This is a genomic window from Paenibacillus sp. FSL R7-0313, from assembly GCF_037969885.1.
Taxonomy (GTDB): Bacteria; Bacillota; Bacilli; order Paenibacillales; family Paenibacillaceae; genus Paenibacillus.
This window is the reverse complement of sequence record NZ_CP150219.1, coordinates 310819-325617: the sequence shown is the minus strand read 5'-3', so window position 1 is coordinate 325617 and position 14799 is coordinate 310819. Positions and strand designations below refer to the sequence as shown.

Here is a 14799-nt window from a genome sequence, read left to right as displayed (position 1 = left end):
TACATACTAAAGGCAATATGTCTACTGAAGGGAGAATTGAATGTATGCGTAAAACCGACTATATGAGCAAATGGAAGATGGGCATTGGAAGTGCGTTTCTGATGGTGATGCTGGCAGGATGCGGTTCAGGTATGCAAGATCTGGCTTCCGGTTCGGGGGACTTTCCATTTGTGAACTTAGAGGCAACGGATGCTTCTTCCGATCAGACCAGAAACCAGGAATTATCCTCTGACTCAACAACGAACGCAAATCAGGAACAACAAGAGGTACAAGATACTCCGCAGGCAGAGATATAATTAACATAGGACTGATCCGGTAAAAAGTAGCTCCGGAACATGTCGCAAATTGCTCCATATACCTAATGAGTATAAGTCTTCGGAATACGAGACATCGTTATTCCTATATCATCATTCACCTGATTGCTAAAACGCATCAGAAACATAAGCTAGCCTGATTAGAGCGCTTCTCGCCCTTTAATCAGGCTAGCTTTTTAGGTTATCCTGCGGAACTTTCGCCATGAAAGAATGGACATATTCCATTGAGATCTCATCGAAAAAAGCGTATTCAATTGGGTTGTAAACCGCTGAACTGGTTCAATCTGTTAAATAATACGAACGATATTATAAAAGGGTGATATTAATATTCGTTTTTCTCATTGACAAAAACATACTGCCCTCCTAAAATAGTGATGGGAAACAAACAAATAGCGCATACTTATTCGTATAATCCTGGGGATTGGCCCGGGAGTCTCTACGAGATCACCCTAATGATCTGGCTACGAAGAGGAGAAGGCTAAGCACATGAATTCTACATGATTGCGGGGACATCACGCACATTAGAATTTTTTTGTTCTTAGTAAAGGCATCATGCCACTCCTTGTCAGCTGAACCCTGGGTGAAGAATCTTCATCAGGGTCATTTGTCGTTTTTCAATATGGCTTCAACATCTCTAAGGGGGAGTTAGTAATTATGGATCGTTTCTTTAAATTAAAAGAAAACGGAACAAACGTTAGAACGGAGATTGTTGCGGGTCTCACTACGTTTATGACAATGGCTTACATTCTTTTTGTAAATACGTTGTTCTTGGGACAAGCCGGTGCGGGGATGTCGGATAATGCAGTATTCTTTGCAACAGCCGTCGGCGCCGGATTAATGACTATTATTATGGGATTGTTCGTGAATATTCCGATCGCACTTGCACCAGGTATGGGGCTGAATGCGTACTTCATGACTGTCGTTCTAAGTTCGAATGGAGCGATTACTTGGCAAGCGGCTCTCGGAGCGGTATTCCTTTCCGGTATCGTGTTCATTATTTTGACCGTGACGAAGATTCGTCAAATGCTGCTTGTTGCAGTTCCACAATCGATCAAAATGGCCATTACAGTTGGTATCGGTCTCTTTATTACCATTATTGGTTTCAAACTTGCTAATCTCGTGGCTGTAACAGTTAATGTTGCACCAGACGCAGACCTGAGTCAGCCGATTCCAGGTAGCAGTTTTAACCTGTCATTGGGTAACTTTATAACACATCACGATGCATTGCTGGCTCTGATTGGTTTGCTCCTTATTGCTATACTGATGGTTATGCGCGTCAAAGGCGCTCTGCTGATCGGGATCGTAGCAACAACGCTGATTGGTATTCCGATGGGCGTTACGAATCTGAGTGGTCTTTCAGGCGCAAGCTGGTTGCCTAACTTCAGTGATCTGGCGGTTGGACAGCTGGATTTGAAAGGTGCCATCAGTCTCGGATTGTTCGAGATCATCTTCATCTTTACCTTCGTTGAATTGTTCGACACGTTTGGTACGATGGTAGGTACTGCAACACGTATGGGGATTATGAAAGATAAGAAAAAAGGCGAGAAAACGATCGGTAAAGCGATGCTCGTCGATGCAGTTGGTGTCAGCGCAGGTGCTGCACTGGGTACAAGTACCATTACAGCATACGTTGAAAGTGCTTCAGGTGTTGAGGCGGGTGGACGTACAGGACTGACTTCGGTAACGACAGGTTTGTTGTTCATTTTGGCCCTGTTTATTGCGCCACTTGCGCTAGTTGTTCCATCTGCTGCAACGGCTCCGGCATTGATCATCGTGGGTGTGCTTATGATGAGTCAGGTACGTAGCATTGAGTGGGATGATTTCCTGCAAGCTTTCCCCGCTTTCCTTACCATTGTATTGATGCCTTTCACAGGTGGAATCGCAAACGGGATCTCCGCAGGTATCGTATCTTATGTGATTCTGGCGGTGTTCAGTAACTTGGTTACAGAGCGTAAAGTGAAAATTCACTGGCTCATGTGGATCTTGGCGATCATTGTAGTCTGCCGATACGTATTTATTGGCGGGGAATAAGCGTACATTAGTTTTAATGAAGAATACGGAGATAAGTTTGTTACCTTATATATGAGAAAGAAGCGAAAGCCACGGGATTTAAACCCGGAGCTTTCGCTTTTTTTGTTTTCTTTTCTTGGGAAAAATGAATTTTAAAAATGTTTTCCTTCTATATAGAAGGAATGAGTATAATGTTCTATGATCTGTTGGTTGTTTATCCAATGAAATCATCGGTTAATAAGTTTCTATAACGTGATGAGTCTATACTGTATACAAGATGAGTTTCTCTATAATTGGATTAGGGATCATGTGAAAAACTTTTTGCGTATATAAGTTAATTACTCCGATCATTAAAGTTAGTGCGCAGATGTATCATTTAGCCGGTTATAAGGAGATACTTGTTAAAAGGTCTACAGAGTACTCATTTTATAAGAATTTAATGTTTATCGAAAAAAAGACTTGCGTTCCATAATTGTACATGGTATATTCTATTTCCGGCCAAAAAAACACGAGATACACGGTGCGGCAAGCAAATGAAATAAGCTTCGAAAGAAACTTAAAAAAAGAGCTTGCAAAGTTGGTTCGGACATGATATTATATAAGAGTTGCTGAAGAGAACGACATTCGGTAACAAAACAAGTTTGATCTTTGAAAACTGAACAACGAGTGAGTAAACATTCTGCTTGCAGAATGAACGCGAAAGTTGAGACGAGCCTTGGCTTGAATCGACTGGAGCACAAATGAGATTTTTAATCTCGTCAGATTCAAAATGAGCTTATCGCTCTTTTCAATACTTTATTGGAGAGTTTGATCCTGGCTCAGGACGAACGCTGGCGGCATGCCTAATACATGCAAGTCGAGCGGACTTGAAGAGAAGCTTGCTTCTCGGATGGTTAGCGGCGGACGGGTGAGTAACACGTAGGCAACCTGCCCTCAAGTTTGGGACAACTACCGGAAACGGTAGCTAATACCGAATAGTTGTTTTCTTCGCCTGAAGAAAACTGGAAAGACGGAGCAATCTGTCACTTGGGGATGGGCCTGCGGCGCATTAGCTAGTTGGTGGGGTAACGGCTCACCAAGGCGACGATGCGTAGCCGACCTGAGAGGGTGATCGGCCACACTGGGACTGAGACACGGCCCAGACTCCTACGGGAGGCAGCAGTAGGGAATCTTCCGCAATGGGCGAAAGCCTGACGGAGCAATGCCGCGTGAGTGATGAAGGTTTTCGGATCGTAAAGCTCTGTTGCCAGGGAAGAACGCTTGGGAGAGTAACTGCTCTCAAGGTGACGGTACCTGAGAAGAAAGCCCCGGCTAACTACGTGCCAGCAGCCGCGGTAATACGTAGGGGGCAAGCGTTGTCCGGAATTATTGGGCGTAAAGCGCGCAGGCGGTCATTTAAGTCTGGTGTTTAATCCCGGGGCTCAACCCCGGATCGCACTGGAAACTGGGTGACTTGAGTGCAGAAGAGGAGAGTGGAATTCCACGTGTAGCGGTGAAATGCGTAGATATGTGGAGGAACACCAGTGGCGAAGGCGACTCTCTGGGCTGTAACTGACGCTGAGGCGCGAAAGCGTGGGGAGCAAACAGGATTAGATACCCTGGTAGTCCACGCCGTAAACGATGAGTGCTAGGTGTTAGGGGTTTCGATACCCTTGGTGCCGAAGTTAACACATTAAGCACTCCGCCTGGGGAGTACGGTCGCAAGACTGAAACTCAAAGGAATTGACGGGGACCCGCACAAGCAGTGGAGTATGTGGTTTAATTCGAAGCAACGCGAAGAACCTTACCAGGTCTTGACATCCCTCTGATCGGTACAGAGATGTATCTTTCCTTCGGGACAGAGGAGACAGGTGGTGCATGGTTGTCGTCAGCTCGTGTCGTGAGATGTTGGGTTAAGTCCCGCAACGAGCGCAACCCTTATATTTAGTTGCCAGCACTTCGGGTGGGCACTCTAGATAGACTGCCGGTGACAAACCGGAGGAAGGTGGGGATGACGTCAAATCATCATGCCCCTTATGACCTGGGCTACACACGTACTACAATGGCCGGTACAACGGGCTGCGAAATCGCGAGATGGAGCCAATCCCAACAAAGCCGGTCTCAGTTCGGATTGCAGGCTGCAACTCGCCTGCATGAAGTCGGAATTGCTAGTAATCGCGGATCAGCATGCCGCGGTGAATACGTTCCCGGGTCTTGTACACACCGCCCGTCACACCACGAGAGTTTATAACACCCGAAGTCGGTGGGGTAACCGCAAGGAGCCAGCCGCCGAAGGTGGGATAGATGATTGGGGTGAAGTCGTAACAAGGTAGCCGTATCGGAAGGTGCGGCTGGATCACCTCCTTTCTATGGAGAATCGTTTCCTGCAACGGAAACATTCAAATATAAAATCTAGCCAGGTCGGCTAGTTACTCACTCGTTGCTCAGTTTTGAGAGCTCAAACTCTCAAACAGCTTGCTTTTGCATGGAGCTTGTTCTTTGAAAACTAGATATCGAAACGAAACAAACGCGAATTAGAACATTCCTTTAAGCTGATCTTGTGTAAACAAGTGAAGTGTATAAAGGTAGTTAAATTGCTTTTGTGATGGTATTGGATGGGAGCGACTTTTGGCTTTGCGCAAGCAAAACAAGTGAAGCGAGCAGTCAAAACCGGAACAAAATGGTTAAGCTACTAAGAGCACACGGAGGATGCCTAGGCGCTAGGAGCCGATGAAGGACGTGGCGAACAACGAAACTGCCTCGGGGAGCTGTAAGCAAGCTTTGATCCGGGGGTGTCCGAATGGGGAAACCCAGCTGGGGTAATTTCCAGTTACTCACAACTGAATACATAGGTTGTGTAGAGGCATACCAGGGGAACTGAAACATCTAAGTACCCTGAGGAAGAGAAAACAATAGTGATTCCGTCAGTAGCGGCGAGCGAACGCGGAGAAGCCCAAACCAGAGAGCTTGCTCTTTGGGGTTGTGGGACGTCTCACATGGAGTTACAAAGGAACCGGTTAAGCGAAGAGGTCTGGAAAGGCCCGCCAAAGAAGGTAAAAGCCCTGTAGTTGAAAGTTGGTTCCCTCCGAGACGGATCCCGAGTAGTGCGGGGCACGTGAAACCCCGTATGAATCCGGCAGGACCATCTGCCAAGGCTAAATACTTCCTAGCGACCGATAGTGAAGCAGTACCGTGAGGGAAAGGTGAAAAGCACCCCGGAAGGGGAGTGAAATAGAACCTGAAACCGTGTGCTTACAAAAAGTCAGAGCCCGTTTTAGGGGTGATGGCGTGCCTTTTGTAGAATGAACCGGCGAGTTACGTTCCCGTGCAAGGTTAAGGTGAAGAGCCGGAGCCGCAGCGAAAGCGAGTCTGAATAGGGCGATGTAGTACGTGGACGTAGACCCGAAACCGGGTGATCTACCCCTGTCCAGGGTGAAGGTGCGGTAACACGCACTGGAGGCCCGAACCCACGCATGTTGAAAAATGCGGGGATGAGGTGGGGGTAGCGGAGAAATTCCAATCGAACTCGGAGATAGCTGGTTCTCCCCGAAATAGCTTTAGGGCTAGCCTCGGAAAACAGAGTCGTGGAGGTAGAGCACTGATTGGGTGCGGGGCCCGCAAGGGTTACCAAGCTCAGTCAAACTCCGAATGCCATAGACTTACTTCCGGGAGTCAGACAGTGAGTGCTAAGATCCATTGTCAAAAGGGAAACAGCCCAGACCATCAGCTAAGGTCCCCAAGTGTGTGTTAAGTGGGAAAGGATGTGGAGTTGCACAGACAACCAGGATGTTGGCTTAGAAGCAGCCACCATTGAAAGAGTGCGTAATAGCTCACTGGTCGAGTGACTCTGCGCCGAAAATGTAACGGGGCTAAACACACCACCGAAGCTATGGCTTGATGCTTTGCATCAGGGGTAGGGGAGCGTTGTATAAGGGTTGAAGGTGTACCGTAAGGAGCGCTGGACATTATACAAGTGAGAATGCCGGTATGAGTAACGAAAAGATCAGTGAGAATCTGATCCGCCGAAAGCCTAAGGGTTCCTGAGGAAGGCTCGTCCGCTCAGGGTAAGTCGGGACCTAAGGCGAGGCCGAAAGGCGTAGTCGAAGGACAACAGGTCGAAATTCCTGTACCACCGTAAGCCGTTATGAGCAATGGGGGGACGCAGTAGGGTAGTGACGCGGACTGATGGATGTCCGTCTAAGCAGTGAGGCTGATGTGTAGGCAAATCCGCACATTGTAAGGCTGAGCTGTGATGGGGAGCGAAAATTATAGTAGCGAAGGTCATGATCTCACACTGCCAAGAAAAGCCTCTAGCCAGGTGAAGGTGCCCGTACCGCAAACCGACACAGGTAGGCGAGAAGAGTATTCTAAGGCGCGCGGAAGAACTCTCGTTAAGGAACTCGGCAAAATGACCCCGTAACTTCGGGAGAAGGGGTGCCCCGGTAGTGTGAATAGCACGAGGGGGCCGCAGTGAAAAGGCCCAAGCGACTGTTTAGCAAAAACACAGGTCTGTGCGAAGCCGTAAGGCGAAGTATACGGGCTGACGCCTGCCCGGTGCTGGAAGGTTAAGGGGAGTGGTTAGGGAGTAATCCCGAAGCTGTGAACCGAAGCCCCAGTAAACGGCGGCCGTAACTATAACGGTCCTAAGGTAGCGAAATTCCTTGTCAGGTAAATTCTGACCCGCACGAATGGCGTAACGACTTGGGCGCTGTCTCAACGAGAGATCCGGTGAAATTTTAATACCTGTGAAGATGCAGGTTACCCGCGACAAGACGGAAAGACCCCATGGAGCTTTACTGCAGCTTGATATTGAATTTGGGTACGATCTGTACAGGATAGGTGGGAGCCTAAGAGACATGAGCGCCAGCTTGTGTGGAGGCAACGTTGGGATACCACCCTGATCGTATCTAGGTTCTAACCTGGTACCGTAATCCGGTGCGGGGACAGTGTCAGGTGGGCAGTTTGACTGGGGCGGTCGCCTCCTAAAGAGTAACGGAGGCGCCCAAAGGTTCCCTCAGAATGGTTGGAAATCATTCGAAGAGTGCAAAGGCATAAGGGAGCTTGACTGCGAGACCTACAAGTCGAGCAGGGACGAAAGTCGGGCTTAGTGATCCGGTGGTACCGCATGGAAGGGCCATCGCTCAACGGATAAAAGCTACCCTGGGGATAACAGGCTTATCTCCCCCAAGAGTCCACATCGACGGGGAGGTTTGGCACCTCGATGTCGGCTCATCGCATCCTGGGGCTGAAGTAGGTCCCAAGGGTTGGGCTGTTCGCCCATTAAAGCGGTACGCGAGCTGGGTTCAGAACGTCGTGAGACAGTTCGGTCCCTATCTGTCGTGGGCGTAGGAAATTTGAGAGGAGCTGTCCTTAGTACGAGAGGACCGGGATGGACGTACCGCTGGTGTACCAGTTGTTCCGCCAGGAGCACCGCTGGGTAGCTATGTACGGACGGGATAAACGCTGAAAGCATCTAAGCGTGAAGCCCCCCTCAAGATGAGATTTCCCAGTATGTAAGACCCCTTGAAGACGACGAGGTAGATAGGCTGGGGGTGGAAGTGCAGCAATGCATGGAGCTGACCAGTACTAATCGGTCGAGGGCTTATCCAATAGCAAGTTGTAATTCGCATGTTTCGTTTCGAATCTAGTTTTCAGAGAACGATCTCTGAAATGTAAGCTACGCGTTTGGTGGCGATGGCGGAGGGGTTCCACACGTACCCATCCCGAACACGACCGTTAAGCCCTCTAGCGCCGATGGTACTTGGACCGCAGGGTCCTGGGAGAGTAGGACGCCGCCAAGCAACAGAAGACACACTTGATGATATCGAGTGTGTCTTTTTTGTTTTTCCTAAATGCTTAAATAAACCTTAACAGCCTTGGTTATTTACTAGGGCTGTTAAGGTTTATTTCAATATTTATGAGAATTTTAAATAACTTTAAAAGGATCATTTCTCTTTCGTTCATTTAATTAAGCAACATGTGTCTATACTTTGATGTGGTTGCAAGCCTCCGAAAGGATTGTAAGGGAGTTCTGCAATGCACGCTGGGTTTCCGAATCAATGATGACGCCTTGTTTGTTCATTTTCAATGTAATATGAGGAATAGTTAAGCAGCCCTCTTGTAAGACTTGTGCATTAATCATGTTTAGTGTCAGCAATAAGGAAGCATGGGCTTTGTTACCTCCCATGGGGCTTGGGGAAGCAGCAATGACAATGGTGAGTTTATTGAGCCATTCTCCAGAAGATACAACCCAATCTAGTGCATTTTTTAAGACCCCAGGAACGCCATTTCCATACTCTGGCGTGCAGATAAGGACACCGTCCGAATGTTTAAGTTGGGCTCTCAAGTTCTGTACGGACACTGGACCCTCCGCGACATCGAGGTCAGGGTTAAAATGCGGTAGATCATTTAATCCATCATATACTTCAAACTTAAGGTTAGGCGTAGCCAGCTTAATCATGGCGTGCATTAGTAACGTATTGGAGGACTGATTGCGCAGACTTCCGGAAATGGCAAGGATTTTTAATTCTTTTTTCATGAGCGTAGATCATCTCTATTCTTTAGTAATGTAGGGCAATCTGTTTATTTTCCTCCTGATGGAATGAGCTGTCTATAGAAAACGCATTTAATTAAGGCATTCTTCATGTTAGTCAGGCGCTATCCACAATTCTTCATCAAAAATACATGCCATCGTTTGTATTACTCTGGGTAATAGAATGAAGAGATCACTTAAAATAGACAACTAACGAAAGAATCATAATAAATATTTTATAAAATTAGTACCAAGTACTAAGACTAAGTGCTATAATGGTAAAAAACAAGTGAGGTGACTACCGGTATGAATCATCATTCAAAGGCAACCATCACGGCAATGGGGACGTATGTACCGGATCGAATATTAACTAATGCTGATCTGGAGAAATTAGTCGAGACAAGTGACGAATGGATTGTGCAACGTACAGGCATGAGAGAACGGCGAATTGCAGCTGAAGATCAATTTGTATCTGACCTGGCTACGAAGGCTGTAGAAGATATGATACGTCGTTATGATGTAAGTGTAGGAGATGTGGATATGATCCTTGTGGCTACAAGTACACCTGAATATGCTTTCCCAAGTACGGCATCCAGAGTACAGGCTAACCTTAAGATCCCACACACGGGCGTACTGGATTTAAATGCTGCATGCGCAGGTTTTACCTACGGGCTACAGCTTGCTGACAGTTTGGTGACCAGTGGAATGTACCGCAAAGTACTGGTTATTGGAGCAGAGACGTTATCCAAAATTACGGATTACACAGACCGCACGACTTGTGTACTGTTTGGTGATGGAGCGGGGGCCTTCTTGGTCGAGAGATCATCGGGTGCTGAAGGTGACTTTATGGCAGCCATATCAGGTACACATGGAGAAGGCGGTGTACATCTCTATAAGAGTGGTCTGTCTTCGGAGATGAATGGTATGCCTTTGCAGGGTGAGGGATGCCTTGTTCAGAATGGGCGAGAGATTTATAAGTGGGCTGTACGGACGATCCCAGAGCAATTAGGTAATCTTATAACGAAAGCTGGATTAAGACCTGAGCAGATTGACTGGTTTGTCCCGCATAGTGCCAATATGAGAATGATTGAGGCTGTTTGCGAACGTGGTCCGGTTCCTTTGGAACGTACTTTAACCAGTGTCGAATATCGTGGTAACACATCTGCTGCTTCCATTCCGCTTGCTTTACAGCTTGCAGTGGATGAAGGGGAATTAAAAGAAGGACAGAGCGTAGCTCTCTTTGGTTTTGGCGGTGGTCTGACGTACGCAGGTCTGGTGCTGAAATGGGGCGTGCCGGATAAGGTTCAGTAATATGAGTAACATACGATTGGATGCAACACAAAAATAAATAGAAAATAAAAGAGACCACCCAAACTTCATGCAGTCATGAAGAGGGTGGTCTCTTTAGTAGCTTAACTCGTTTCAAAAAAAGTGATATGATTGCATCTATTTTTTGTGTTTACTGGAATTGCTTAATCCCATAAATATTTTACGGCGTAAGCTTAGGCGCTTGGCGGTGATGTGTACCTTGTTCGTAGCTGTAAGCCAGCTTGATCAAGGTACCTTCATCAAAGGCACGACCCAGGAATTCCATGCCTACAGGCAAACCATCAGTTGTGAAACCAGCAGGGACCGTGATCGCCGGGAAGCCGGAGAATGGACTCAGACGGTTGTTACCACCGGAGTTTTGTCCTTCGCCAATAACACCAGCGGCTTGTGTGGACGTAGGATAGATGATGGCATCCAAGTTATTGTCTGCCATAACTTTCAGCAAGGACTCACGTGTAACTTGGGTACGTTTCAGGACGATGTCCTTGTATTCGGTAGTCTCCAGGGTTTGGCGTGCATCCCGAGTCTTCATAGATTGTTCTTGTGACTTATCAAACTCTCCGGAAGCGATGATCTCGGTCAGACTGTGATATGGAGCATCTGCACCCAATGACTCCAGATAGTCATTCAGCTGGAACTTGAATTCATATCCACTAAGGCTTGGGTATTTGTTGATCTCAGCCAAGTTCGGGATGGAAATTGGAACTGCGGTAGCGCCTAGTGTCTTCAGTTCTTCCACAGCGGTGTTGATCACGTCAGCAACGGCTTTTTCTTCAGCTTTGGTACTTGGGATGAGTTCTGTGGCCACACCGATGCGTGCACCTTTCAGTCCGTTTACATCCAAGAAGTCTGTATAGCTGGAAGGGATTTTTCCAACCGCGTAAGCTGTAGCGACATCTTTCTTGTCATAGCCGGCTGTAGCATCGAGCATGATTGCGGCATCACTTACGGTACGAGCCATAGGTCCACCGACATCCTGTGTCAAAGCCAATGGGATAATGCCTTCACGGCTGGACAGTCCAATGGTTGGGCGGATACCCACAAGGCTGTTGAAGCTGGATGGGATTCGGATTGAGCCACCAGTGTCTGTACCCATGCCGGCTGCGGCAAAGTTAGATGCAATGGCAGCACCTGTTCCGCCGCTTGAGCCACCTGGATAGTGGTCCAAGGCGTATGGGTTCAATGTTTGTCCACCCAATGAGCTGGATGTCGTGATGCCAAATGCAAATTCATGCAGGTTTGTTTTGCCCAAAATAATGGCACCAGCTGCTTTGAGTTTCTTCACTTGTTCAGCATCGTGAGCAGGAATGGAATCTTTCAGACAGATACAGCCTGCGGTTGTCGGCATGTCATTGGTATCAAAATTGTCTTTCACCAGAATTGGAACGCCATGCAGAGGTCCACGAGCACCTTGAGCTGCACGTTCTTCATCCAATTGCTCCGCAATTTGGAGCGCATCCGGGTTCAGGGTTAATACAGCGTTGATGCTTACACCTTGATCATCGTATTTTTCAATGCGGTCCAGATATTTCTGAACCAACTCTTTTGATGTCAGTTTTCCCTGCGTCATTGCGGCCTGAAGATCCATAATGGTTGCTTCCTCCAGGACAAACGGTTTTATGTAGTTATAAATGCGGTCTTTCAGTATGGAGAGGTCATTCTCGGTAAGTACAGCGTTTGGAAGGAAGAGTGATTCCGTATAACCTTTCATCAATCCCGCAGTGTTCAATGCACCAACAGCACCTGCGAAAGTGGCTTCATCCGGGACATCCTTGAATGATTCGGTTGTCGAATCCAGCTTGAGCCATTGTTGCAAGGCGACCGCAGCATCTTTACGTTGTACGGTTGTGCCGGAGAGCTTGTCCATGGTAAAAGGAACACCTGCAAGTGTTGCCGCTTCTTCCATGGCCTGAACAAATGCTGCCGGAGTAGCAGGCGCTTTTCCTTTGGATACAGCAGCTACTGTTGTTTTACTCGTAGGCGTTGCCGTTGCAGCTGATGCCGAAGGTAACGTTCCTCCCCATGTTGTGGCAACAACAGCTCCCGCCAGTAACAAAGCCCCACTTTTTTTCAATACAGATCCATGATAAGTCATGCATCCACGCTCCCTTCCTGTGTCTCATTGATGTGTGTAGCAGCGATTCTGTTTCTATGCTTTTGACACATTGTATAGTCATGTTAGGTAATCTTACAAGGTTTATATTTATCCAAAAAAACGTATACATCAATACTTTACAGTGTTAATACTTATTCATGCTTCTGTTTACATGTACTCAGAAAAACTATTACACATTTCAATGTGAAGAAATATAACATGTAATCGATATGTTGATTAAACATGAGGTTACAGGATACGAGTAGATTAGGAAGTAGAGATGACAGAGCATACCTTTAGTGTGAAATGATATAATGAATAGATAGGTATAAAAGAGACATAACGTTCTACCAGAGAGGAAGAGATATGAAGTGAAGACATTGGTACTCGCAGAAAAACCATCTGTAGCACGCGAAATAGCCAGAGTTATGGGTGCGCGTGATAAACATAAAAGTTACATGGAAGGCCCGAAATATATCGTTACCTGGGCGCTTGGACATCTGGTTGGATTAGCTGAACCCGAGGATTACGATAAAAAGTATGCAACATGGAATCTGGAGGACCTGCCCATTCTGCCAGAGCGTACGAAACTGAAGGTACTTAAAGAGACCAACCATCAATACAAAGCCGTGCAGCAGTTGATGAAGCGTCAGGATGTGGGCGAGCTGGTTATTGCGACGGATGCAGCACGTGAGGGAGAATTGCTGGCCCGTTGGATCATGCAGATGGCGGGGTGGAAAAAACCTTTTAAACGTCTGTGGATTTCATCCCAGACAGATAAGGCGATCAAAGACGGATTTGCTTCGCTGAAGCCAGGCAGTCAGTTCGACCGTCTTTATGAATCTGCACGCTGCCGTGCGGAAGCCGACTGGATGATTGGACTTAACGTGACCCGTGCACTAACCGTTCGTTTTAATGCGCAGTTATCAGCTGGACGTGTGCAAACCCCGACATTAGGCATGATTATGGATAGAGAAAATGAAATTAACGGTTTCCGCTCGCAGGAGTATGAGACGTTAACGGCAGATTTGGGTGGTTTTCAGGCTGTGTGGCGGGCAGCTGGGGGAGATTCACGAATTTTCGACCCTCAAGAAACGCAAGAATTGAAGAAACGGGTAGACGGGCGCAAGGGCACGATTGCCCAGGTGAAGAAAAGCGAGAAGGTTGAGCCGCATCCCCTGGCATATGACCTGACGGAATTGCAACGGGATGCCAACCGGAAGTATGGTTTCTCTGCAAAGCAAACATCAAATGTCCTGCAACGTCTGTATGAACAGCACAAACTCGTGACGTATCCACGTACGGACAGCCGGTATCTGACTTCGGACATGACAGCTACATTGAAAGAACGTCTGGACAGTGTAGCCATTGGACCTTATGCATCTCTGGCACGTCCTTTGCTGCGCAAAAATCTGAATATCACCAAACGTATTGTGGATGACAGTAAAGTTACGGATCACCATGCGATTATCCCCACGGAGCAGACGGTGCTTCTGAATCAACTGAATCCGGAGGAACGCAAATTGTACGATCTGATTGTGCGTCGATTTATCAGCCTGTTTTATCCGGCAGCGAAGTACGATTCGGTTGCGATCACGGTTCAAGTGGGGAATGACTCCTTCCATGTCAAAGGAACAACAGTGAAAGAAAGTGGATGGCGTGAAGTATACGGCGGTGATTACAGCGATGATGACGATGACCGTGCTGATGATGCAACAGACCATGAGCGTGCGCTTTTGCCAGATGTGCAGCAAGGACAGTCCGTGACGGTTCAGCGTTGTCATATTAAAAGTGGACGGACGATGCCGCCCAAACGGTATACCGAAGCTGCTTTGCTTTCTCAGATGGAAAAGCATGGACTCGGGACTCCGGCTACGCGGGCGGATATTATCGAGAAGCTGGTCAGTTCCGATACAATAGATCGTCAAGGCAACAGCATGCACCCGACTGGTAAAGGAAAACAGTTGATTGAACTGGCTGCTCCGCAGCTTCGTACACCGGATCTGACTGCTCGCTGGGAAGCTGAACTGGAACGCATCGCTCGTGGGCAAGGGAAACCGGGGCCGTTTCTGGATAGTATCCGATCCATGGCGAAAGAGCTGGTGTCTACGGTAAAAGGCAGCAAAGCAGAGTACAAGCCGCATAATGTGTCCAATAGCCATTGCCCGGACTGTAACGCACGGTTGTTGGAGAAGAAAGGCAAGCGCGGCAAGTTTCTTGTATGTCCTACCGAGGACTGTGGGTATCGTCGTTCGGCAGAAAAAAGATTGTCCAATCGTCGTTGTGCGCAGTGCCACAAAAAGATGGAAATCAAGGAAGGCAAGGCGGGGTTATACGTACAATGTCTACCTTGTGGTATTACTGAAACGTTGGATAAGGATAAACAGCATGTGAACAAACGCGATCAGCAAAAGCTGGTGAAACAATATGCTAAGCAGGAGTCCATCGGTTCCAATCTGGGTGAACTGCTGAAGGCGGCTATGGAGAAAAAGGGAGAGTAACACGCTTGAGGGTAGTTGAGGTAATACCTCGTGCGGTAC

Annotated in this window: 6 protein-coding genes, 3 rRNA genes and 1 riboswitch; of the genes, 7 read left to right on the top strand and 2 right to left on the bottom strand. The window is 47.5% G+C overall.

Going from position 1 to position 14799, the window contains the following annotated elements; all coding sequences use genetic code 11:
* Positions 1-44 precede the first annotated feature (44 nt).
* The 5 genes from NSQ38_RS01245 (at position 45) to rrf (ending at position 8104) form a co-directional block, all read left to right on the top strand.
* Complete coding sequence (locus NSQ38_RS01245) at positions 45-296, top strand: hypothetical protein (RefSeq protein WP_339786414.1); 252 nt, start codon at positions 45-47, stop codon at positions 294-296.
* Positions 297-698: 402 nt separating this feature from the next.
* A riboswitch (purine riboswitch) is annotated at positions 699-798 on the top strand.
* Positions 799-968: 170 nt separating this feature from the next.
* The gene (locus NSQ38_RS01240; protein ID WP_091039082.1) at positions 969-2345 is read left to right on the top strand and encodes an NCS2 family permease; all 1377 of its coding nucleotides are present in this window, start codon (positions 969-971) and stop codon (positions 2343-2345) included.
* A gap of 774 nt (positions 2346-3119) precedes the next feature.
* Positions 3120-4670 (top strand): 16S ribosomal RNA (locus NSQ38_RS01235).
* Positions 4671-4985: 315 nt separating this feature from the next.
* Positions 4986-7913: ribosomal RNA gene (locus NSQ38_RS01230) — 23S ribosomal RNA — on the top strand.
* Positions 7914-7987: 74 nt separating this feature from the next.
* Positions 7988-8104 (top strand): 5S ribosomal RNA (gene rrf, locus NSQ38_RS01225).
* The 16S, 23S and 5S rRNA genes sit together here, the layout of an rRNA operon.
* Before the next feature lie 182 nt (positions 8105-8286).
* Here rrf and NSQ38_RS01220 read toward each other — a convergent pair.
* Complete coding sequence (locus NSQ38_RS01220) at positions 8287-8841, bottom strand: NAD(P)H-dependent oxidoreductase (RefSeq protein ID WP_339786412.1); 555 nt, start codon at positions 8839-8841, stop codon at positions 8287-8289.
* Between the two features lie 300 nt (positions 8842-9141).
* Between NSQ38_RS01220 and NSQ38_RS01215 the strand changes: the two genes are divergently transcribed.
* The gene (locus NSQ38_RS01215; protein WP_339786409.1) at positions 9142-10146 is read left to right on the top strand and encodes a ketoacyl-ACP synthase III; all 1005 of its coding nucleotides are present in this window, start codon (positions 9142-9144) and stop codon (positions 10144-10146) included.
* A gap of 178 nt (positions 10147-10324) precedes the next feature.
* On the opposite strand, the gene NSQ38_RS01210 is transcribed toward NSQ38_RS01215, so the two are convergent.
* A complete protein-coding gene (locus NSQ38_RS01210) occupies positions 10325-12259 on the bottom strand; it encodes an amidase family protein (RefSeq protein WP_339786406.1) in 1935 nt (644 codons plus the stop codon).
* A 371-nt stretch (positions 12260-12630) separates the two neighbouring features.
* Between NSQ38_RS01210 and NSQ38_RS01205 the strand changes: the two genes are divergently transcribed.
* Positions 12631-14760: a DNA topoisomerase III gene (locus NSQ38_RS01205; RefSeq protein WP_339786404.1), complete on the top strand. Its 2130-nt coding sequence runs from the start codon at positions 12631-12633 to the stop codon at positions 14758-14760.
* The last annotated feature ends 39 nt before the right edge of the window (positions 14761-14799 follow it).

Excerpts from the sequence above, each read along its gene's own strand:
- NSQ38_RS01245 (WP_339786414.1), top strand. The coding sequence starts at position 45 with ATGCGTAAAACCGACTATATGAGCAAATGGAAGATGGGCATTGGAAGT.
- NSQ38_RS01240 (WP_091039082.1), top strand. The coding sequence starts at position 969 with ATGGATCGTTTCTTTAAATTAAAAGAAAACGGAACAAACGTTAGAACG.
- NSQ38_RS01220 (WP_339786412.1), bottom strand. The coding sequence starts at position 8,841 with ATGAAAAAAGAATTAAAAATCCTTGCCATTTCCGGAAGTCTGCGCAAT.
- NSQ38_RS01215 (WP_339786409.1), top strand. The coding sequence starts at position 9,142 with ATGAATCATCATTCAAAGGCAACCATCACGGCAATGGGGACGTATGTA.
- NSQ38_RS01210 (WP_339786406.1), bottom strand. The coding sequence starts at position 12,259 with ATGACTTATCATGGATCTGTATTGAAAAAAAGTGGGGCTTTGTTACTG.